Source organism: Caloramator mitchellensis, from assembly GCF_001440545.1.
GTDB lineage: Bacteria > Bacillota > Clostridia > Clostridiales > Caloramatoraceae > Caloramator > Caloramator mitchellensis.
Map to the genome: position 1 here is coordinate 254,895 of NZ_LKHP01000001.1, position 22,674 is coordinate 277,568.

The window sequence follows — 22,674 nt, forward strand, 5'->3', positions numbered from 1 at the left end:
TAAAATGAAGGAAAAAGGATTTACTTTGATTGAGATAATGGTTGTTTCTATAATATTATTAATATTATTAGGTATAGGATATGATTTTTTAATTCGAAATACAAAACTTTTGACGGAAGAAAAGCAAAAAGCATATATTGAATCTCAAGTAAAAAGTTTTTTGGATTTTACTACTTCTTCGCTTCAGACGTCTTTTCAGGAAGAAATAAAAATAATAGATGAAAATTCATTTGAAAAATTAATAATAATCGTTCCAAAAGAAAACAGCACATTAGATTATTCAGGAAATGGAAATCATATTAAAATATACTTTGATTCATCAACTAAGTCATTGATAATCGAAAAGGATAATATTCCAAACCAAATATTATCCGGATATGTGGAGAATTTTAGAATTAAAATTGAAGGTAATTTTTTAAGTATAAATTTTGATGTCGATTATAAAATTAGAAATTATAAAAGGACTTATTCGTTGAATTATAACATTAGAAAATGAGGGGTAGAGATATGTTTAATACCTTATGTATAGAATTAAGCAACAATTATATAAAAATAGTAGAAGGCAAAAAAGGCAAGAAAATTACTGTTGAGAGAGTTGAACAGATTGATTTGAAATCAGGTTCAAGCTACATTGCTGACAACTTGGATGAAGATGAAATATATGAGAAGCTAAACAAATTTTTTGTAGAAAATAATTTAAAAAGAAGAAGTGCAAACATAATTTTATCAGGTATTTCAAATTTATTGGTAAGAGAAATGACTTTACCAACAGTTCCAGAAGAAAAAATGTATAATCTACTAAAAATAGAATCGGCGCAATATTTTCCTGTAAATCTTGACAAGTATTTGCTCGATTACAAGGTTATAAATAAATTTAAGGCCGAAAAGGTAAGTAAGCAAAACTTATTAGTGTTCGCAATACCAAGACAAATAATCGAAAAGGTAATTAGTATTTCACAAAAATTAAAATTGAAAATAAATAAAATTGATATAGAACAAAATGTGCTATCAAAGATGATTGCTTTTAAGAAATTGGAAAATGATACAAGCAACATGATTGTTAGTATACAAAGAAGTTTTATAACCTGTGTTGTTGTTAAGAATGGCATAATTCAAATCTCCAAAACATTTCCCTATGATTTGATTGATTTTTATGAGAATAGAAACAATCAGGAATTTATTCCAGATGCCTATGCAATAAAAGACGCAATTGATAATATAACTAAATTGATAGAATTTTATGCAACAAAGGAAAGAAGCCAAATATCAAATATTTATATTACCGGGGAATTGTCAAAATATTTTAATTTTAGCCTACACATCCAACAGAATACAGGAGCCAATACAAGTATACTTGAAAAAATTGAAAATATAGAAGTAAAAAAAGAAATAGAAGGAAACAACTATCTTGTTCCATTAGCAGGCCTACTATAGTTTAAGGGGGATATTATGTTTGAAAATTTACTAAATAAGAATAAAGATATTGATTTTTTGAAGGCTTATTATCTTTCAAATAAAAAAAGTGAGTTTGATTTCAAGAAAATATTATATTTTATTGCCGTTGAATTAGCAGTTTTTATTATCATATCTTCGGTTTTATTGTATAAAGCCACATATTATAAAATACAAAATGAAAATTTGTCAAGGAAGATTGGGGAATTACAGAAAATAGAAAAGCAACTAAATGAGTTCCAAGCAATTAAGACTTTATATGAAAAAAAACTTTCTATTAATAATAAAGTAACAGAGGATAACGACTATATAAACAATGCAATAGTAGAACTTGAGCAGATAACACCTTCAGAAGTTATTTATGAAAACATTAATATATCAAAAGGAAAAATTATGTTTATTATCAAATCATCTAAGGAAGAAAATATTGCTCAGTTTTTAAACAACCTGCAAAATTCAGATAAGTTTAGCAATATTAGCTTTAATGGTATATCAAATCAAAACAATATAAAAAGAACATCAATTTCAGCTGATATAGTAAGGAAGTGATTTGATTGTTTTCTTTAACTGAAAAGGATAAAAAGATGTTATCGTTATTATTAATAGTAATAATGGCAGTGATGATTTATCTTATGTATCAAGCCCTAAATTCAAAAGTTGAATTATTAAAAGGAAAAAATATAGAGTTAAACAATAGAATGGAACAGCTAAACCAGGCAGTTATATTATACAATGCCAATAAAGATAAAATTGAGGATACAAAAAAGAACTACTTTGACTTATCATCAAGAATGCCAACCAATCAGGATGAAAAATTTTGCATTGTTGACACCTTAAATCTATTAAAAAAGCATGGTGCTGTAATAACAGATATTCCTATTTCATCAAGACAAGAATATGCTTTAGATGAAAAGAAAAAGGACGACAAAGCATTTTTTTATACTATTAAAATTAACACAGTTATAAGTTATCAAAAATTAAAAAATTTAATCAGTCGTTCTGAGGATTTTAATATATTATACAATATCGATAATTTAGTTATAACACCGATACCTTCTAATGCAAATTTAGCTTGCTCATTTGATTTGAATTTTTATGGATATAGAGATGAATTTGCACCTATAAGGCAGTGGGAGGATTTTAACTTACAAACTGGAAAGAGCAACTTATTTACAGGAACCTCTAAGTCAAATAGTAATTTAGATAGATTTACAAATGAATATATAGAGAAAAACAAAGATTTTATTTTGTTAGCTTCAACTATAAATTCTCCAACCACGGCTGTTACTTTATCCAAAATGGGTGAAGGCTTTAGTTTGTTTGGCAATAATAAGTCAATAGAAAGTGCAAGTATAGAGTTAAAACAAAATGATAATAAAATATTTTACAAAATTTCTACGGAAACGGAAACTTATCCTAAATCAGGAGAATATAAAGAATTTAAATCACAAACTGACGATATAATAATATATGTTTTTTCAACACCTAGAAAATTTGAAGATGATAAAAATGTAGTTTTGCTAAACATAAAGAATGAAACAAATAGAAGAGTATTTGCATATATTTTTAACGATGACAAAAACAACCCAAGAGTTAGAGTTGTAACTAATGGGAAAAACACATTTGTCGAGAAAAGATGAGGGGAGTGAATCCTATAAAAGCTAGGGGATATACTCTAATTGAAATACTTGTGGCATTTGCAATAATGGGATTGTTGCTTGCACCAGTTAATGGAGTATTTAATATGATAATTAAAACAAATGATATTTCAAAGAATAAAACTGAAGTTGCTAATGTAATTAACTATGCTTTTGAATCATATTTAAACTTCAAATCATCGGGGCAGCAACCGGGCAATCTTCCAACTAATTATTTAGGATATGATATAGAGTATGATTTTAATACAAAATCACAATACGATTTGGCTGGGATAAGATATGATGATTATGATGCAATAATCGAAATCAATAATGAAATTGCAAATATAAACTATAACAATAATTCCTATAATGTCAACTTAACTTCAAGTATAATTAAATTAATAATAACAAAAGATGACTTAGGGCTTAAATATGAAATTCTTTCAGACAAAGCTATTCAACTTTTTTCGTTAAATGTTAGCAATCCCAAGTATGTGATTTTAATTTATATTAATGCACCTTATGAAATTGTAATCGATGGAATTTATGAAGGGAACGATATTTATTATAAAAATCTCACTGTAAAATATATAACTAACCAACAAAATTTCAATTTAATATCAATTTACCCGACAGTTTACTTTGAGAAAAATCCATATATTGCTTCTAACGTCAATCAGGAGATTAAACTATTAACTATAACAATTAAAAAGAATGGAAAAATAATCGATAGTAAAACATTTGATATAACAAATAGAATTCAAGGCGAGTGATATAAATGAAAAGAAAAGGTTCTGCAATTATTTTTGTTGTTTTAATTTTATCTGTTTTATTTACATTAAGCGTTGGTATTATGGAGATTAGCTTAGCATCATTAAGACAAAGTTCAAATTATTACAGCAGAAATCTAGCATTTTACTATTCAGATGTAGGAATGGAAAAAGTATTGTTTTACATCGATAAAATCGCTGACGAGGCAAGAAAGCAGGCAAACGATGTTTGCTTTGATTCGTCAGGTGGACCTAATTTAAACGATATTGAAATCAACTCAAAATATACTTCATATATGAAAGGTGAGTTATCAAAGGAAGATTATGAAGCATACATGAGGGAGAGATTTATAAAAGAATTTAATACAAGAATAGTGGACTTTTTTGATAATCGATTAGAAATTTCGTCAACCATAATAAAAAATGAAAATGGAAATATAAATGATGTCCAAATTTCAAATAAAAGATGGAATGATTGGTATAATTTTATTATAAATGAACTTAACGACCCAGATGTTTCACAAAAAGTTACTCTTTCATTTTATATTTTAAATGATATACTAAAACTAAATAATATAGACGAGGATTTTAAGAAACTTATTCCAATGAATTTTGACAAGTCACAGTTTGAGGATTTAAATAAAGACAAAAAGGGCTATTTGAAGGAAACTATTTTTCTGAAGGTGCAATTGAAGGATAACAATATTAAAAGATTTTTATTAACAACAATTGAATTAAACCCTTTTGGAGTAGACTACAATAGTATAAATTTGAGCAATAAAAAGATTAAAAAAGGATATAATGGTGTTTTAGATTATGCACTTATCGCAGGCAAAAATTTATTTGTGGTAAATGGAAATAATGATTTCATTGTTAATGGAGATATATATGCAAGAGGAACAGGAAATAAATTAAGTGAGCTAAAGAGCTTTGAAAATTATGGAGGAATACTAATTGGAACAGATAATGATACTAAGCAAAATTTAACGAGTAGCAAAGCATCTGTAAATACATTATTAGGAACAGAAAATATTAACACAGCAAGAGGTAAAATGATTTTAAATGGCAATGCATATTTAGGGGATTTAAGCATTGTTGATGGTGCAACTGAAGTAAATGATAAATATGTTTTAAACAGCGGATTTATAAGAGTAATAAACCAGGATTCGCAATTAAATATAAATGGTGATATATATTGCCATTCAATTGTAACCGATGATACGGCTGAAGGGGCTAGCATTAATATAACAGGGAATGCTTATATAGCTGACAATGTTTCTATATATGGGACCGATAGCAAGATTAAAATAGACAAAGATTTAATTGCCTTTGAAACTGCAGATGGAAACGCCTATTTGGAAACTAATGAAAACAATACATATACAAGTGACACTAATAACTCAAACTATACAGGTTCATCATCTATTGTAATAAATGACGACACAGGAAGTATAGAAATTGGCAAAAATATAGTTTTATTTGGAACTGCATATGTTGCAGACTTTAAAAAAAAGGACGACCAAAACAAATCTTATAGAACCCTTGAAACTGCAGCTATTAACCCAAATTTTATTGCATATAATTATCTAATTGATGAAATTCAAATTGGAAACAATATTTTAAAATGGAAAACTGATGGAACATCGGACTATGATACTTATATATTACAGAATGAGGAGTCAACTGAAGTAAGCATGTTCAATACAGATAAATCAGCTAATGGATTGAGCTTTTTTGATAGAACTTTAGGATTTATACTGCATTATCTTGTAGGACAAAAAATATATCCTGAAATTTACGATTATCAATACAATCTGGCAACAAATGAAAATGGTGGTTCAATTATTAAAATGAATAATATTAAAGTTTCAAATTCAGGTGAGACAAGCTACTTCCCATTCTTACTAAGCGCAGATGGCAAGCTTTATTCAATGGAGAATATTTATAATAAATATTCAAGCATTGACAGTAATGCACCTGAAGAACAAAAAAATTATGCCGAAGATTTGCAAATAATAAAAAATGAACTAAATAATACATTTAAGGTTTTCGGCACGGAGGGGGACATCCCTAATCCAGCTAATATTAAAGCAAACTTAATAAGAGATATTGTAATACCAACAAAAAAGCAAGTTGTTAATAAGTTGCTATTTAAAGATAAAGGATTAGATAGCACAAAATTTGAGGATTACTTGGATTTTGAGAATACACCAAATATTGAGATTGTTGATAAAAACAACAAAATCTTTATTAAAGTAACAAGTGATGATATTGAAATTGATCTTGCAAAATATAAATATAACGCTGACAATTTAGACCTTGACCAATATCAGGTTTTAATTGTTAGCAAAAAGAATATCACAATAAAAAACTCTTCAACTGACAGTAAAACAATAAAAGGAAACATTATAGCAGGAGAAAATGTAATTGTTGAAGGAGGAAATATCGATTTGTCGGCAGATATAGGAACTTCATTGAAATTAATGAATTACTTTAATGCGGGCGAAAACTATGATGATTGCCTTAAGCTTTACAGATTTTTTGCAAAAGGGACTTTACCTACAAAAATTTATGAAAAGGACATATATACAGGATTTAAGGAAACTGTTAAATCGAATATCAAAGTTCTTAAAAAACGTCAAATTTTAATTAAATAGGAGGTGTGAGGATATGAAAAACAATTTAAAGTTAAGCATATTGACGATTGTATTGATAACTTTTTTGTCAACATTTTTAATTCAAATTAAACCAGTATATGCAAATTATCCAGCAATTTATGATACTATTAGAATACTTGAGATAGTTCCTGATTATAAAGATACTAAAATATTGAATAATTTTATATCATCCAACAAAACCCTATTTCCCAATATTACAGTAGATGCTATAACTTTAAATCAACTTAATTCGATGAGAAATGATATAAACGGTGAATATGACTTAATTTACTTTTCAAAAGGTAAATATGGATTGGTAAATGGTGATGATTATTCTAATCCAACTGGTATGAATACATCTGATAAACCAAAAAGATATAATGATATAACCAATTTGAGGGCAAAAAAAATAAAAGACATGATAAATTCAGGGCAATGCGTTCTATTTGATGTAACTGCCTTTAATGATAACAGTTCAAAATTATATCTAAATTTATATTCATATGTGAATAATAATATGAAAGTTAATATTTCGAGTTTTAATTATAATACCTTCATATCATATGTTTATAATAAATATATTTCTTCAAAAAAAAGATTGCAACTTGAATATTTTAGTTTCCCTGATTCTAATGTTGAATATAGGGCTAATGATAAACTAGTTTTTGCATTTAGGGTAAAAAATACAAATGGAGATTCATCGAAATATAAAGCGAAACTCTATATTGATTATAATCGTGATTCACTGTTTAATGAAAATGAATTATCTTTGGAACAGTCATATTTTGAATATAATATATTAACTTCAATAGAATATCTGATTCCATATGTGTTTACTGCAAGCATTGACTGGAAGTTGGATTTAATAGCTCTTGATACTAACGGATATGAGACAAAAATTAAGTATACAACTAAAGGTATGATTAAATATAAGGGAAAACCTATTGCAATGAATGTTCTACAATTACAACCGGGAAATACTTTTTCTTTAAATGATGCCTTTAAGAAAAATAGCAGTAGTCTTGGTTTATCAATGGATAACATTAACACGCCTAAAACGTTTAAAATTGCAAATGGAGATATTACCTTAAATATTGATACACTTACTTTAGATACGTTTAATAATAATGTTTTTGGAAATTCAAATTTATCGTATGAAAAATATAGAAATCTAGATGCAAACTATGATATGATTATTTTTGGTTTTAAAGATGCTTTTGATAAAGATGTAAGCGTAGGTGCGCCATTAAATGCCATTATGGATTTTCAACAAAAAGGATTAGGCATAATGCTTACTCACGACACTTTTTGGTATAAAGGTGTTGGCAAAGCTGTAAACTTGAAAAAGAACTTTATTGGTTTAGCTGGTCAAGCTTATGATGATGGAAACAGATATAAAGATACAATTGGTAATGACTTTAGATATTTAAGTGAAATAGGGAAATACATTAAATATACACTTATGAGGGCAGATAGTGGTATTTTAAAAGAAACTAATACAAATGATATTTATGCAACGAAAATTAATACAAATACCATGGCAGTGAATAAAATAGTAAAAGCTAATAATGGATTAATTAATCAATACCCTTATGTTTTAAATGATTCAATCAACGTTGGAACAACACATATGCAATATTATGGAATAGATTTAGAGGATGAAAATGTCATTCCTTGGTTTAATCTTGATTATTCTCAATATAATAAAGATATTACAGATTCTTTTAATTACTATTATACCTATTCGACTGCTAATATTACGTATTCTGGAACAGGTCATACACCTAATGCTGCTAATTCAAATGATGCATGGCATAAATATTCAACAGAAAATTCACCTGAAGAATTAAAATTATTTATCAATACAATGGTAAAAAGTTTCTTAGCTGCAAACCATAAACCAGAAATAGATGTTATAACTCCGGCTGAAAATGAGATTATTTCAACTAAATCGGATAAAATAACTGTTTCCTTCATCCCCTATGATTTTGACCTTAGTGACGGAAAAAATATTAAGGCTATAATATACATCGAAGATTCGAATGGAAACTATTTACAAAAATCATCTAAAGAAGGATTAATGAGTGGAGAAATTGTAACAATTAAAGATGTTGAAAACATTTATTATAAAACTAATTTTAACAATGTAAACAAAAAAATGAAGATAGTTTTATACGATTCAAAAGGAGCCAGCGTAGAAAAAGTAATAAACTTAACTGTTGTTGATGATTTTGTTGAACCAGAACCTATATTGGACTATAAAATATTTCAAAATACCAACTATCCTATCATAGAAGGTATTACAGGAGACTCAAAAGATAATGCTCAACATAAAATATATGTTTCAATAAAAGATGATTATGGCAATATAATTGCAGCGAGTGATAAAAATGAAATTAAACAAAAGGGTGGAGAAAGATTTCAATTTACTTCTGATGTTAAAATAAGCGATACAGTTGATTTCAACAAACCATATACCGTGGAGGTATATCAAAGACACGACAACAGTGAGCACAGAGTATCAAGAACAGTAAGCGGCAAATTATATATTGATACAATTATACCAACTTTAAAAAATTTTGGAGCAACCATAAATGGCAATTTTGTTAGTTTAAACGATGAAAGTAATTCTTTAATTGGTAATATAAACTCCATTAGCGGTATTATAGAAGATGCAGATCCAGAAGTTAAAGGCAGTATAACATTGCAAAAGAAAAACGAGAACAATGATTTTATAAGCATAAACAGCCAACCAATCAAAAATGGTGCTTTTAGTGTATCTGCTAATTTGGATTTGGGATTAGGAGAATATAGAATATTAATTGAAGCTAAAGATAGAGCAGGCAATATATTGAGTAAGATTTACTATTTGAATACATTAGCAGATTTAGTAGAGAGCGTTTCGTTAAAATCTTTAAGTAACAAATTAAATACTGTTTATTCTAACAATAACTATATTTCACTTGAATTGCTCGTTAAAAATACGGCCGTTGATAATTTAAACAATATAACTATACCATTAGTTTTTAAGGATACTCAAAAATCTAAGTTTGCTGTAGCTCAGGTAACTGGAGCATCATTTACAAGTAATCCTAATGGGATTTATATAAAAATAAATTCACTAAGAAAAAATGAACCAGTAAAAGTTAATATTAAATTGAAGATAACTTCAACATCAAAAAATATAGAAATTATAAGTGTAGAACTAATAAATTCAAATAAATTAAGATATGAATATCAGGGAAAAGAAATTGAACAAAAAATTCCGGCTAATATTAAAATTGATTTCAAGGTTAGAAAATTTAAACTTATATAAGATATGATATGAAGATAAAACGTAAAATAGCTGGAAATGATTTGAGCTAATTATATAGAAAGTTGGGTTAGAGTGAAAATACTGCTTCTTTCAGATGAAGAATCAAAATACATTTGGGATTATTTTAATCCTGATAAATTTAAAGATATTGAACTTGTAGTTTCTTGTGGTGATTTAAAAGCTGAATATTTATCGTTTATAGTAACTATGATAAAGGCGCCTTTATTTTATGTTCATGGGAATCATGACGGGGATTATTTAATTAATCCTCCTGAAGGATGTCAGTGTATAGACGATAAACTTATATTATACAAAGGTCTAAGGATAGTAGGCCTTGGTGGAAGCAAGTATTATAATTGCAGTACGCTCCAATATACAGAACAACAGATGGAAAGAAGAATTACAAAACTAATGCCGAGGATCTGGTGGCATAAGGGATTTGATATATTGGTAACTCACGCTGCCGCCTTTCAGTTAGGTGATGGAGATGATTTATGTCATCAAGGATTTAAGGCGTTTAATAAACTTATAGACAAATACGAACCTAATTACCATTTTCATGGTCACAACCATCTTAATTATGGCAAACAAGAAAGAATAATATTATATAAGAATACTAAAATAGTAAATGCCTTTCATTATTATATAATTGAAATTTAAATGGCTGCAGAGGAAATTTCCAAAGCAGCCTTATTATTAAATAATTTCTATATTTTCAACAAACCAGTCCATATTAAGTAATTGTTCGATTGAAGCATAATCGTCCTTTTCAACTTTAATGTTTCCATTCATGTCAATAATAGGACCAGTAAAGGGATGATAAATATTGCTAATTATCATTTTACGCATATGTTCAACTAGTTTTTGAGTATCAAGTGGAACGAAATCCTTTGAATAATAAATATCAAGAACCCCTGAATCTATCCCCCACCAAAAATTAACCAGTCTGTTAGAAGAACCAAGTATATCAGAAACGCTCTTTGCACTTCCACTTATTATATTGTCGATTATTTTCTCATAGAAAATTCCCCATCTCCATATTGGAGCAGCAACATAGTTTAAAGGCTTTTTTGTATCTAGGTCAATTGTCGTAAGCATCGAATAGACACCATACTCCATTGTAATGGGGTGATATTCATCTATCGTAATATTTGCAACAACATCAGCTCCTGCATTTATTATTTTATCGTCAGCATCATCGTTCTTTACTTTGCTATACCACTCATTTGTCCAAGATACAAGAACCTTTACATAAGGATTCACTAGCCTTGCTCCTAAAGAAAATGCATTTATAGAGCTTATCACCTCTGGCGTTGGACTTGTTGCTACATAACCTATAATGTTCGTTTTAGTAATAGCACCTGCAATTATCCCAGTTAGAAATCTAGGTTCGTAGGTTCTGCCGAAATAATTACCTACATTTATATATGGCTGGTATTCTGAACAGTTAAAAAATTTTATTTCAGGAAATTCGAGGGCACATTTAATTGTTGCATGTAAAAATATTGGACTGGTAGTAAATATAACATCAAATCCACGTGCAGCTATATTCTTAATTGCATCATAAGAAGTAGTTTCATCTATTGGAGTATTATTGAAGGATTGTGTTAAAATCTGTTCAGAATATAAGTCTTGAATAAATTGTCTTCCTAATTCATGGGAGTAAGTCCAACCTGAAGTATCAGGAGACGATGCATTGATAAATGCAACTTTTATGTTCTTTTTAGGCATAACTAATGTGCTTATTGTTGTGAGAAAATTCTGAGCCTTTTCAGGTGGTGATGTTTGAACTTCAACCTCTTCAATATTTGCCAATGAATTTAGTATAGGTAAAAGGCTTTTAATCCTTTGACTCAGTATTTCTTCATTCAAATTATCAGGTATTCCATAAAGCTTGCAATATTCAATAAATGCATCACCCGTTGTTAGAGGAATCTTTTGGCCTCCCATAGACAAATAGATTCTTCTAAAGGTCATATAAATGTTTTTTTCAAAAAACCTATATTTTGAATCTTCAAAACCTGTATTTTGAGGATTATAGTCATTTAATATGTTAAGTAATTCATCAAAACTTTCTTCTTTAGTGAAATAAATAGAAAAAATTCCTGTTATTTTATTAAAGTTCATGAACTTATAATATATTTTAATATCTAAATTAGATTCATCGTATTTTGGTATTAACCTTGTAACATATGCATGAAAGGAGTAAGCATCAAAATATTTTAAAACACTAACCCTTTTATTTCCTTCGATTACATAATACCAGTTTAAATACTCATAAACTTTTATAGGTTCTCTTATTCCTTCTTCCATATGAGCACTACATAAATTACACCATTTTTTTTGAAATTCTGTATCTATATTTAAAATAGGCATGAAATTTTTAGAAAAGGATCTGCTGCGAAGATAAGTATAGGTTCCTACTATCTTCTTTAAAGGAATTTCAATTAAACCGATATTTATTTCAGACAGAATTTCTGTATTTTTTAATATACCTTCTAAGGACGGTAAATAACCTGATTGACCTTGGGAAGCATTTTTTGCATATTCTCTCAGTGCTAATTTTCTGGCATTTATATAATGTTCCTCGGCCTTTACAGTTCGCATAAGTTCACCTCTTATAATTTTTTTAATAATATATCACAGCTATATATTCAAAGCAAATAAAATTTGTAAAGAAACTGTTACTACAATATTAATTTATGTTAAAATATTTGTGGAGGTGAAACTAATGGTAAAACATATTGTTATGTGGAAGCTAAAAGATTTTGCTGAGGGTAAAACAAAAGAAGAGAACATTGAAATAATGAAATCCATGCTTGAAGAACTTATTGACAAAATCGGTGTGATAAAAAAATTAGAAGTAGGAATTAATTTTACTGAATCTGATGCTGCATTTGATGTGGCACTCTATTCTGAATTTGAAACAAATGAGGATTTGGAAACTTATAGTAAGCATCCAGAACATTTAAAAGTTGGAGAATTTATTAATAAAATTCGAGATGCAAGATATGTAGTTGATTATAAAATATAAACATAAGCTGTATGCTGCTATGAAAATTTAAGGGCTGTCTATAATGAGACAGCCCTTAAATATATAAAGATTTAAAATCAAATTTTTTGAATAAAAAGTTCAGGGTATTTTTCTCGGACGAATTCATCAATCGCCTTTGCAACCCTATTAGATAGGTTTACGGCCTCTACAACTGTTTTAGCACCTGTTACTACATCGCCAGAGGCAAATACACCTTCCTTTGTAGTTCTTCCATATTCATCAGTTAGGAGCAAGCCTCTATTGTTTATTTCCAAGCCAGTGGTATTTGATACTATGTTTGCCCTTGGACCCTGGCTTGCTGCAATGATAACAGAATCTGCATCTAAAAAACCTTCTGAGCCTTCAGTTTCTGTAATCTTATCCTTTTCGTTTAAAAATTCCTTCTGAGTTTTTATATATTTTACTCCGTTATCAACAATTTCAAGTGGGGATTTAAAAAACTCAAATTTTACTCCATCAATTTTGGCGTATTCAATTTCTTCACGGCTGGCAGGCATATCTTCCTCACCACGCCTATACATTATTATTACTTCCCTTACTCCCTTTCTAAGAGCTGTTCTTGCAGCATCAATAGCAGTATTACCTGCTCCTATAACTATTATTTTATTGCCTAAATCATAAACATCAGGATTCTTAAGATAATCAATAGCATAATGAACGTTGCCGAGACTCTCGCCCTTTATTCTTAAAGGCCTTGGATTCCAAACTCCAGTGCCTATAAAAATTGCCTTATATCCATCCCTGAAAAGATTTTCTGGGGTAATTACAGGACCAATCAGGGTATTTGGACGTATCTTTACTCCCATGTTTAATAGCTTTAACTTTAGTAAATCAAGTATATTTTTTGGAAGCCTATAATCTGGTATACCATATCTTAAGACTCCGCCAATTTTATCGTGAGCTTCGAAAATTGTAATATTATATCCTGAACGGGCTAACATAATAGCGATTGTAATTCCTGCAGGGCCTGAACCTATTACAGCGATTCTCCTTTCAGGATGCACATTTGGCTTTTCATTAAGAATTCTAAGATAATATTCGGATATGTAATTTTCAATTGAGCTTACTTGAATGGGATTATTTTTATGATTTAGTATACAGTTGCCTTCACAGAATTTTTCTACAGGACAAACAAGAGAACAAACCGAAGTCAAAGGATTGTTTTCAAAAAGCATTTCACCTGCCTCAATTATTTTGCCCTCTAACAGAAGCCTTACCATATCATTAACAGGCGTACTAACAGGGCAGCCCATTTTGCATCTTGGATTTTTACATTGAAGACATCTTTTGGCTTCATCTATAACATGTTTTGACATACCCTCACCTCTATTAAAATTTATATTAAATATACAAAATTAAAGACACCCTGTCAACATTTATACAAATGACAAAAAATTGACATTGAAAAATATTCAGAAAAATAATAATATTATAATAGATTGTATAGACGGGGGAATGATGATGAAGTTAATAAATGTAAAAGAATTACTTAAGGCAGAAGTTTTGTGCAATGAAGAAATGCTTATAATTGAAACGGATTCGGCCTTTGCATCGGACTTGATGAGCGATGTTTTAGCACTAGCAAATAAGGAATTAGTCTTATTAACTGGTCTAACAAATATTCAAGCTATTAGGACAGCTGAGATGCTTGATATAAAATGCATAATTTATGTAAGGAACAAAAGGCCAGATGAAAATGTAATTGGATTCGCAAAGGAAAAAGGTATATGCTTAATGGCAACAAAATTAACCATGTTCACAGCATGTGGGATATTATTTACTAATGGATTAAAAGGAGCTGACATTGAATAATGGAGGAACTTTTAGGTGTAAGATACGATGTCGAAAGCGGAGATTTTATTAGGGGTGGAGAAGCCTCAAGTAAAATAAAAAAAATGTTACAACAGATTGGAATAAGGCAAGACATAATAAAAAAAATATGCGTTGCATGCTATGAAGCTGAAATGAATATAGTTATTCATAGCGTTGGAGGATATATAGAGGCTAAAATCTATAGCGATAAAATTGAAATTACTGCATTGGATAAAGGACCTGGAATTGCCAATATTGAGCTTGCAATGCAGGAAGGATATTCTACAGCATCGGATGTAGCAAGAGAGATGGGATTTGGAGGAGGTATGGGACTTCCAAATATTAAAAGAAGCAGCGATGAATTTTATATAAAATCTGAGTTAGGAAAGTTTACTGAAATAAAAATTGTAGTCTATTTTAATTAAAAGGTGATAATATGAAGGAATTTTTTCACTCTGTTGGACTAATAGAAGAAAGATGTATAGGATGCACTAAATGTTTAATGAATTGCCCGGTTGAAGCAATACGAATAAAGAATGGCAAAGCAGTAATATATAATGAAAAATGCGTCGACTGCGGTGAGTGTATAAAAGTATGTCCTTACAGCGCTCATATTTCAATAAAAAACAAACTTGAAGATATATTGGAGTATAAGATAAAGGTTGCAATTCCATCTGTAACATTATATTCACAGTTTGGAAGAGAAAGTAACCCTTATATATTAAATGAGGCGCTGTTAACTTTGGGGTTTGATGAAGTATTTGACATTACTTATGCATGCGATATAGAATCTGAGATACTAAGAAAGGAATTGAGAAAAGTAGAAAAACCTGCAATTTCAACGCTTTGCCCATCAGTTATTAGGTTGATTGAAAACAACTTTCCAAGTTTAAAAAAACATCTTGTTAGAATGATTACTCCTATAGAAATATCATCTTTACTGATTCGTGAAAAATACGAGGAGATGGGTTATAAGAATGAAGAGATAGGCATTTTTTTCTTAACACCCTGCCCTAGCTGGGTAACTAAGATTAGTGAAATGAAAAAAAACAACAATATAATGATTGATGGTGCAATAGCAATTAGCGAAATTTATCCTAAGATTCATAAAATAATAGGAAAAAATGCAGTTTCAAAAGAAAATAATAGCGTTTCAAGAACTGGGCTTTTATGGGCGTATTCAGGAGGACAAAGTAAGGCCATAGGCGTTAATGATTATATTTCAGTTGATGGAATTAAAAACGTGATTAAGGTTTTTGACGATATTGAAAATGGCAAAATAGAAGATGTGGATTTTGTAGAAGCTTATGCGTGTCCAAATGGGTGCGTTGGAGGTCTACTTCTTGTAGAAAACCCATACAATGCTGAAAGAATCAGCAAAAAAATAATTGAAAAAATTGATTTTAGCTATAAAATTGATGCCTACAATAATATAGAAAATAAATTTATTAGCAGTGAAAAACAAGATTCTACACATATAAGATTGGCTGATAATTTCGAAAGTGCAGTAAAGATGATTAAAACTATGAATAGAATAATCAACAGATTGCCAGGAACAGACTGCGGATTATGTGGTTCACCATCTTGCAAAGCATTCGCAGAAGATGTTGTGAAGGGATTAGCGAGGATTGAAGATTGCAAATTTATTCAAGCGGAGGTATGAGGATGAAAGTTAAGGATATTGCTGAAAAGTTAAATTTTAAAGTATTGGCAGGCAATAATGGGCTTGGCAGAGAGGTAACAGGAGTATATATTTGCGACCTTTTAAGCTGGGTAATGTCACATGGTAAAAACGGAAATGCATGGATAACAGTTCAGGTCCATCCTAATGTTGTTGCAGTTGCTACATTGCTTGAATTTTCTTGTATTATTATACCAGAAAATATTGAAGTTGAAGAAATAACTCTTCAAAAAGCTGAGAATGAAAATATACCTGTTATGCAGACATCATTAAATTCTTTCGAAATTGGAATTGAATTAAATAAATTGGGGATTTAATATGAAATTGTATTATGACCTTCACATTCACTCAGCTCTATCTCCCTGTTCAGATGATGATATGACGCCAAACAATATTGTCAATATGGCTCTTTTGAAGGGGTTAGATGTTATAGCTGTTACAGACCATAACTCTTGCAAAAATTTACCTGCAATTATGAATTTAGCCAAGCAAAACGATTTGTTGGTTGTTCCAGGAATGGAGCTTCAAACCAAGGAAGAGGTTCATGTATTGTGTCTTTTTACAACTTTAGAAGATGCTATTAAGTTTCAGGATATTGTTTACAAAAGATTGCCAAACATGAAGAACAATCCGGAACTGTTTGGCAATCAACTGATTTTTAATGAAGAAGATGAAGTAGAAGGAACAGAAGATATAATGCTTTTAAATTCAGCAGATATAGATTTTGATGAGGCTTTTAAATTGGTAAATGAACTTAAGGGAGCTTTTATTCCCTGCCATATTGATAAGGATACATTTAGCGTTATATCAAACCTTGGTTTCGTGCCCGAATATTTAAAAATAAACACAGTTGAAGTTGCGAATGCTAACAAATACGAAAAATATATTGCAGCAGGTATTATTAGAAAAAAATATAAAGTAATAAAGAATTCGGATTCTCATTTTCTTGGGAAGATTAGTGAACGAGAAAACTTTATATATGTAAAAAGTAAAACTATAGAGGCAGTATTGGAAGAATTAAGATAGAAATTGGTTTATTTTTCATTCATGCAAATGCAAACGATTGCATTTGCTTTGATTTTATATTAAAATAATAATTAGATTATTTTAAAGGGGGAAAACCGATGAATAATTTACCAAAAGTAGCATATTTTTGTATGGAATATGGACTAAACGCAAAGTTTAAAATCTATTCAGGAGGTCTTGGAATTTTAGCTGGGGACATACTAAAGGCCGCATATGACTTGAAAGTTCCTATGGTAGGAATAGGCATTAAATGGAAACAGGGTTATGTAGACCAGTATATTTCAGAAGATGGTAGGACTGTTGATACATACAGAGAATACAATTATGATTTTTTAGAAGACACTGGAGTAACAGTAGAAGTAAAGATTAAGGAATCTAATTACAAGCTAAAGGTTTGGAAAGTAGAGCAGTTCAATAATGTTCCACTTTATCTTTTAGACGCAGATGTCGATGGAAATGAAAACAGATTGATAACTTCTCAGCTATATGGTTGGTTTTCAGAAGAAAGAGTTGCACAGGAGATTATACTAGGTGTTGGTGGAGTTAAAGCGCTAAGAAAACTTGGGATAAAGATTGATGTTTATCACTTTAATGATAATCATCCAGTTTTTGCGGGACTTGAATTAATTAGAGAAAAAATGAATAAAGGATTGAATTTTAATGAAGCTTTAGATAAAACTCGTGATGAAATTGTATTCACAACTCACACTCCTGTTCCTGCTGGAAACGAAGTTCACTCGCACAGATTGCTTGAATATATGGGAGCCTATTTGAACCTTGACTATTGGCATATGAAAAGATTAGGTGGAGACCCATTCAGCATGACGGTTGCTGCACTTAGGATGAGCAGAATATCCAACGGTGTTGCTCAGCTTCACAAAGAAACAGCAAATGAAATGTGGAGAAATGTTGAAGGAGCTTCAAATATTATTGGAATTACAAATGGAGTTCACAACGGAACATGGCAGGATAATAGAATTGTTGAAGCGTATAATAAAGGAAATGGTTTATTGGAGGTTCACAATACAATCAAGAAGGAGCTTATAGAATATGTTGAAAGGAAAACAGGTGTTAAACTTGATGCTGAAAAACTATTAATAGGATTTGCAAGAAGAGCAGCACCATATAAAAGAAGCAATTTGATTTTCAGCGACGAAAAGCTAATTGCGCCATATTTAGAGAGCGGTAAAGTTCAGATAATATTTGCAGGAAAGGCACATCCAAACGACTATACAGGCAAAGGAATAATATCAGATATAGTAAAATATGCCAAAAAATATCCAAATAGCGTAGTTTTCCTACAAAATTATGACATGGAAATAGGTGCTATGCTGACAAGAGGCTGTGATATATGGCTGAACAATCCAAGAAGACCGCAGGAGGCATCAGGAACATCTGGGATGAAGGCTGCTATGAATGGAGTATTAAACTGCAGCATACTTGACGGTTGGTGGCCGGAAGCCTGCCTTCACGGTGAAAATGGATGGCAGTTTGGAGATGGCCTTGGAGTAGATGATTTTAAAACTCTTGAGGAACTTGATGAGCACGATGCAAAATCGCTTTATAGAGTTTTATTAGAAGAAGTTGTGCCAACTTATTATGAGAACAAAATAAAATGGGAAGAGATGATGAGAAAAAGCATAGAAACTACAAAGGAAAAATTCTCAGCTGCAAGGATGGTAAATGAATACTATAAATTGATGTATACAAAGTAGTTTATTTCCCCATAAGTGATTAAATAATCTTTAAATCATTTATGGGGTTTATTATTTAAAGATGAACTATTAAAAATAGTTGTAATAAGAAGGGGCTTTTGTTAGAATATTATAAAACTGATGGGTGGTGATAATTTGAAGATTAGGAGCGGTTGCCCGAGGGATTGCTACAGCGGTTGTTCATTGATACTTGAAATTGAGGACGGTAGAATAAAAAATATTGATGGTGACCCATTAAATAGAGCAACTCAAGGATTGATATGCATCAAAGGAAAATCATATTTAGAAAGAAATTATGGCAAGCAACGATTGAGGTATCCTCTTAAGAGAATTGGAAAAAGAGGGGAAAACAATTTCAAAAGAATTGTTTGGGAAGAAGCGATAAGTGAAATTTGTGATAATATAGAAAATTATCAAAAGTATTCTCCAAGGTCCATTTTGTTTTATAAAGGTTCAGGTGAAATAGGAACGGTAAGCAAAGGGGCCTACGGTTTTTGGAATCAACTTAATGGATATACAACAACATATGGTGATTTGTGCTTTTCGGCAGGAGTAGAGGCGACTATTCAAACCTATGGTAGGGCGATTCATAATGCTCCTTGGGACATTGAAAACGCAAAATCAATATTAGTGTGGGGAAAAAATACTGCTGAGACAAATTTTCAGGAAATGCTTTTAATAAAAAAGGCTAAATCCAATGGCGCAAAATTAATTGTAATAGACCCAGTAAAGACAAAAACAGCTAAAGAAGCAGACATATACATTCAAATAGAGCCTGAAACAGATATTTATTTAGCATTAGGAATTGCAAACTACATATTAAATAATAATTTAGCTGATTTAGATTTCATTAGTAAGTATACGTATGGTTTTGAAGAATTTAAGAAATCTATTAAAAATTACGATATAGATTTGGTGACTGAAAAGTGTAAAATTTCAAAGGCAGAGTTCGAGAGTATAATAAAAATTATATGCAACAACAAACCATTTAAATTGATTTGCGGGCTTGGAATTCAAAGAAGAAAAAACGGCGGACAAACAGTTAGAGCAATTTCATTAATTCCAGCAATACTTGGAAGTATTGGAATAAGGGGTGGAGGATTCAACTACGCCAATCTATCAGCTCCAAAACTAATATGGCCAATAAAATACGAAACTCCAAAGGATGTAGACTACATTCATGTTGCAGAATTAGGAAAAGGAATTAAAGAAAAAAATATCAAGATGGCTTTTATTCAGGCTGCTAATCCTGTTATTTCAAACCCAGATACTATTGAGATAATAGATGCCTTTAATAATATGGAGTTTGTAGTTGTGATAGATAACTACATGAGTGCCACAGCAAAATATGCGGATATAGTTTTACCTGCTGCAGCTACCTTTGAATATTTTGATATATTTAAATCATACTGGCACCCCTACGTTATTCTCATTGATAAAGCTCACGAGCCGCTTGATGAGTGCAAACATGAAAGTGAAATATATAGAATGATGGCTAGCAAATTAAAGCTTGAAGTGGATTTAATTCCTGCTAATAATGAAGAATTAATAAATAGAATATTGGAGGCTTCAAACATTAATGCAACAATTGACGACTTAAGAAAAGTCCCTTTTTTGGACCAAAATTATAATGAGATAGCATTTGAGGATAAGCATTTTAATACTGTTACTGGTAAAATACAATTCAAATCAAAGACTATGAAAAAATGGAAGCAAAGCGTTATACCTGAGGCAAGTGGAATGGAAACAAATAATGAATATCCATTTAATATTATTTCATACCATAGTTACGAAAAAATAAACTCACAGTATTCGGATATTGATAGAATAAGAAAAATTACTGGAGCGCCGAAGGTTTTAATTAATGAAATGGATGCAGAAGAAAAAGGCATATTAAATGATGATAAAGTATTGATTTATAATGCAAATGGAAGTATAACGGCAACAGCGTATTTAACTAATGACGTTAAACGAGGCACCATTTCTATTCCATTTGGATATTTATTAGAAGATGGTGCAAATGTTAATACTCTATTAAAACCACAAATAACAGACATCGGAAATGGAACTGTTTTTCATAGCCTTCGTGTTGATTTTAAAAAATATTGATTTAATAGAAAGTGCAATGTATTTTTTCATGGCACTTTCTATTTTTTGTGTTTAGAAAACGAATAAATGGAAATAATTAAAATAAAACCAATTTGGTGGTGATATCATGAAGGATAGTGAAAAACTGGTTTTATTTAGACAATATATGCTAAACAAAGGGATAGACAGGGAAAAGGTGGAATACAACGTAAAGGTTGTTAACTACTTTGTTAACACAGTTCTTTTTTTCTTTGATGAGACCTTGGAAAGTTTTGATAGTTTTACATTCGATGAATTTACTGACAAAATAACATTAATAGATGAAGAGTTAGGCGGAAGAGAAGGAATAAAGGATATTTTATCGGCCATGAGATTATTGACAGAGTTTTTAAAAGATTATAAGTTCATTAAGGGTGGCAAGATAGCTTTTTACAAAAGAATGTTTGAAAAAGAGGAATATTACCTACAGAAATACGATATGCTTAAAGGCAAAAAAAGCCAGGCTAAAGAAATAATAAAAAATGTTTTAAATGAAGAGTTTTCTAAAAAAATAATTAGTATTGCCGAAGATATCAATGTTGGTGAATTTGAAACAATGCTAATAATTGATAAGATACTTAACGATATTCCTTTTTCAGAGGATTTTGATGAAGAAAAGGTTCAACATGTAAAAAAAATGCTACACAACTTAGAATTGATAGAATTGAAAAAAACAAATTACAATGTAACTAGATTAGGAAGAATGTTATCTAGGTTAGAATCAGAACAGAGGTATGCGTATTTGTTATGTCATTTTTTTGAAAAGGATGCATGGTTTGATAATATAGTTCAAGGGCTTAGTTTTGAAGATTTACATAACCTACGCTTTATGATAATTACTACTTTTGGGAATAAGGATTCTTTTGTTTTGGAAAATAATAATAAATTTAATTTAAAGCATTTATATATTGGTTTGGATTCAGATATAAATAGACTCAACATTATTGAAAGGAACAGTAAAATAAATATACTATTTGAAATATTTTACACAGGGATGGGACTGATTGAAAAAAATGTGAACAAACAAAATTTAGAATATAAACTCAGTGCAATTGGGAAATATATAATTAAGCATTATTCAGCAGCCTACTATAGGCAATCTAGACACAAATTAACATCTATGGCCTATATTATTCGCAACAAAAAATACGATGAGGCAGAGAAGGAAATAGAAAAATACCTTGTAACCTTTGGTGAAAACTCCATAATACTTGATTTTCTTGGTCAAGTTCTACTCTTAGAGAAAAAATATAAGCACGCCTATGAAATTCTAAAATACGCCTATAATACAGCAAATAAAAGAAGCAATGCATTTAAATCCATAATTTATCATCTTGTTTTGTGCTGCAGGAAATTAAAAATGGATGAAGAAACCAAATTTTATGAAGAACGTTTAATGGAGATAAGCAACAAAGCATAGTGA

19 protein-coding genes are annotated in these 22,674 nt (G+C 30.0%); 17 read left to right on the top strand and 2 right to left on the bottom strand.

Annotated features, from left to right (window positions below; genetic code table 11):
* Positions 1-4 precede the first annotated feature (4 nt).
* The 8 genes from ABG79_RS01215 to ABG79_RS01250 all read left to right on the top strand — a co-directional run bounded on the left by ABG79_RS01215 (position 5) and on the right by ABG79_RS01250 (position 10,495).
* Positions 5-496 (top strand): type II secretion system protein, encoded by a 492-nt coding sequence (locus tag ABG79_RS01215; protein WP_057976274.1) that lies wholly within the window; start codon positions 5-7, stop codon positions 494-496.
* An 11-nt stretch (positions 497-507) separates the two neighbouring features.
* Entirely contained in the window at positions 508-1,434 is a 927-nt protein-coding gene (gene pilM, locus ABG79_RS01220) for a type IV pilus biogenesis protein PilM (RefSeq protein ID WP_057976276.1), read from the top strand.
* 15 nt (positions 1,435-1,449) lie between these two features.
* Positions 1,450-2,001: a PilN domain-containing protein gene (locus ABG79_RS01225; protein ID WP_057976278.1), complete on the top strand. Its 552-nt coding sequence runs from the start codon at positions 1,450-1,452 to the stop codon at positions 1,999-2,001.
* A gap of 5 nt (positions 2,002-2,006) precedes the next feature.
* A complete protein-coding gene (locus tag ABG79_RS01230) occupies positions 2,007-3,092 on the top strand; it encodes a hypothetical protein (RefSeq protein WP_057976280.1) in 1,086 nt (361 codons plus the stop codon).
* Between the two features lie 5 nt (positions 3,093-3,097).
* On the top strand, positions 3,098-3,865 hold the full coding sequence (locus ABG79_RS01235) for a type II secretion system protein (protein ID WP_057976283.1): 768 nt from the start codon (positions 3,098-3,100) through the stop codon (positions 3,863-3,865).
* Positions 3,866-3,870: 5 nt separating this feature from the next.
* On the top strand, positions 3,871-6,519 hold the full coding sequence (locus tag ABG79_RS01240) for a pilus assembly PilX N-terminal domain-containing protein (protein WP_057976285.1): 2,649 nt from the start codon (positions 3,871-3,873) through the stop codon (positions 6,517-6,519).
* 13 nt (positions 6,520-6,532) lie between these two features.
* A complete protein-coding gene (locus ABG79_RS01245) occupies positions 6,533-9,835 on the top strand; it encodes a DUF5057 domain-containing protein (protein ID WP_057976288.1) in 3,303 nt (1,100 codons plus the stop codon).
* Positions 9,836-9,907: 72 nt separating this feature from the next.
* Positions 9,908-10,495 carry a metallophosphoesterase family protein gene (locus ABG79_RS01250; RefSeq protein ID WP_057976290.1) on the top strand — a complete coding sequence of 196 codons (588 nt, stop codon included), beginning with the start codon at positions 9,908-9,910 and terminating at the stop codon, positions 10,493-10,495.
* 36 nt (positions 10,496-10,531) lie between these two features.
* Here ABG79_RS01250 and ABG79_RS01255 read toward each other — a convergent pair whose 3' ends face one another.
* On the bottom strand, positions 10,532-12,442 hold the full coding sequence (locus ABG79_RS01255; RefSeq protein WP_057976292.1) for a BMP family ABC transporter substrate-binding protein: 1,911 nt from the start codon (positions 12,440-12,442) through the stop codon (positions 10,532-10,534).
* Between the two features lie 124 nt (positions 12,443-12,566).
* On the opposite strand from ABG79_RS01255, the gene ABG79_RS01260 reads away from it, so the two are divergent.
* The gene (locus ABG79_RS01260) at positions 12,567-12,869 is read left to right on the top strand and encodes a Dabb family protein (RefSeq protein WP_057976295.1); all 303 of its coding nucleotides are present in this window, start codon (positions 12,567-12,569) and stop codon (positions 12,867-12,869) included.
* 77 nt (positions 12,870-12,946) lie between these two features.
* On the opposite strand, the gene ABG79_RS01265 is transcribed toward ABG79_RS01260, so the two are convergent.
* The gene (locus tag ABG79_RS01265) at positions 12,947-14,206 is read right to left on the bottom strand and encodes an NAD(P)-dependent oxidoreductase (protein WP_057976297.1); all 1,260 of its coding nucleotides are present in this window, start codon (positions 14,204-14,206) and stop codon (positions 12,947-12,949) included.
* 145 nt (positions 14,207-14,351) lie between these two features.
* On the opposite strand from ABG79_RS01265, the gene ABG79_RS01270 reads away from it, so the two are divergent.
* The 8 genes from ABG79_RS01270 (at position 14,352) to ABG79_RS01305 (ending at position 22,671) form a co-directional block, all read left to right on the top strand.
* Complete coding sequence (locus tag ABG79_RS01270) at positions 14,352-14,702, top strand: hypothetical protein (RefSeq protein ID WP_057976299.1); 351 nt, start codon at positions 14,352-14,354, stop codon at positions 14,700-14,702.
* The gene (locus ABG79_RS01275) at positions 14,702-15,127 is read left to right on the top strand and encodes an ATP-binding protein (protein ID WP_057976301.1); all 426 of its coding nucleotides are present in this window, start codon (positions 14,702-14,704) and stop codon (positions 15,125-15,127) included. Before ABG79_RS01270 ends, ABG79_RS01275 begins: the two co-directional genes overlap by 1 nt.
* Positions 15,128-15,138: 11 nt before the next feature.
* Positions 15,139-16,365: a [Fe-Fe] hydrogenase large subunit C-terminal domain-containing protein gene (locus tag ABG79_RS01280; protein WP_057976303.1), complete on the top strand. Its 1,227-nt coding sequence runs from the start codon at positions 15,139-15,141 to the stop codon at positions 16,363-16,365.
* A gap of 2 nt (positions 16,366-16,367) precedes the next feature.
* Positions 16,368-16,700 carry a DRTGG domain-containing protein gene (locus ABG79_RS01285; protein WP_057976305.1) on the top strand — a complete coding sequence of 111 codons (333 nt, stop codon included), beginning with the start codon at positions 16,368-16,370 and terminating at the stop codon, positions 16,698-16,700.
* Between the two features lies 1 nt (position 16,701).
* The gene (locus ABG79_RS01290; RefSeq protein ID WP_057976307.1) at positions 16,702-17,409 is read left to right on the top strand and encodes a PHP domain-containing protein; all 708 of its coding nucleotides are present in this window, start codon (positions 16,702-16,704) and stop codon (positions 17,407-17,409) included.
* 98 nt (positions 17,410-17,507) lie between these two features.
* Positions 17,508-19,124, top strand: a complete 1,617-nt coding sequence (gene glgP, locus ABG79_RS01295) for an alpha-glucan family phosphorylase (RefSeq protein WP_057976309.1) — start codon at positions 17,508-17,510, stop codon at positions 19,122-19,124.
* A gap of 135 nt (positions 19,125-19,259) precedes the next feature.
* Positions 19,260-21,233, top strand: coding sequence for a molybdopterin-containing oxidoreductase family protein (locus ABG79_RS01300; RefSeq protein WP_160318205.1), 1,974 nt, complete (start codon positions 19,260-19,262; stop codon positions 21,231-21,233).
* A gap of 106 nt (positions 21,234-21,339) precedes the next feature.
* Positions 21,340-22,671, top strand: a complete 1,332-nt coding sequence (locus tag ABG79_RS01305) for a tetratricopeptide repeat protein (protein WP_057976313.1) — start codon at positions 21,340-21,342, stop codon at positions 22,669-22,671.
* Positions 22,672-22,674: the final 3 nt, after the last annotated feature.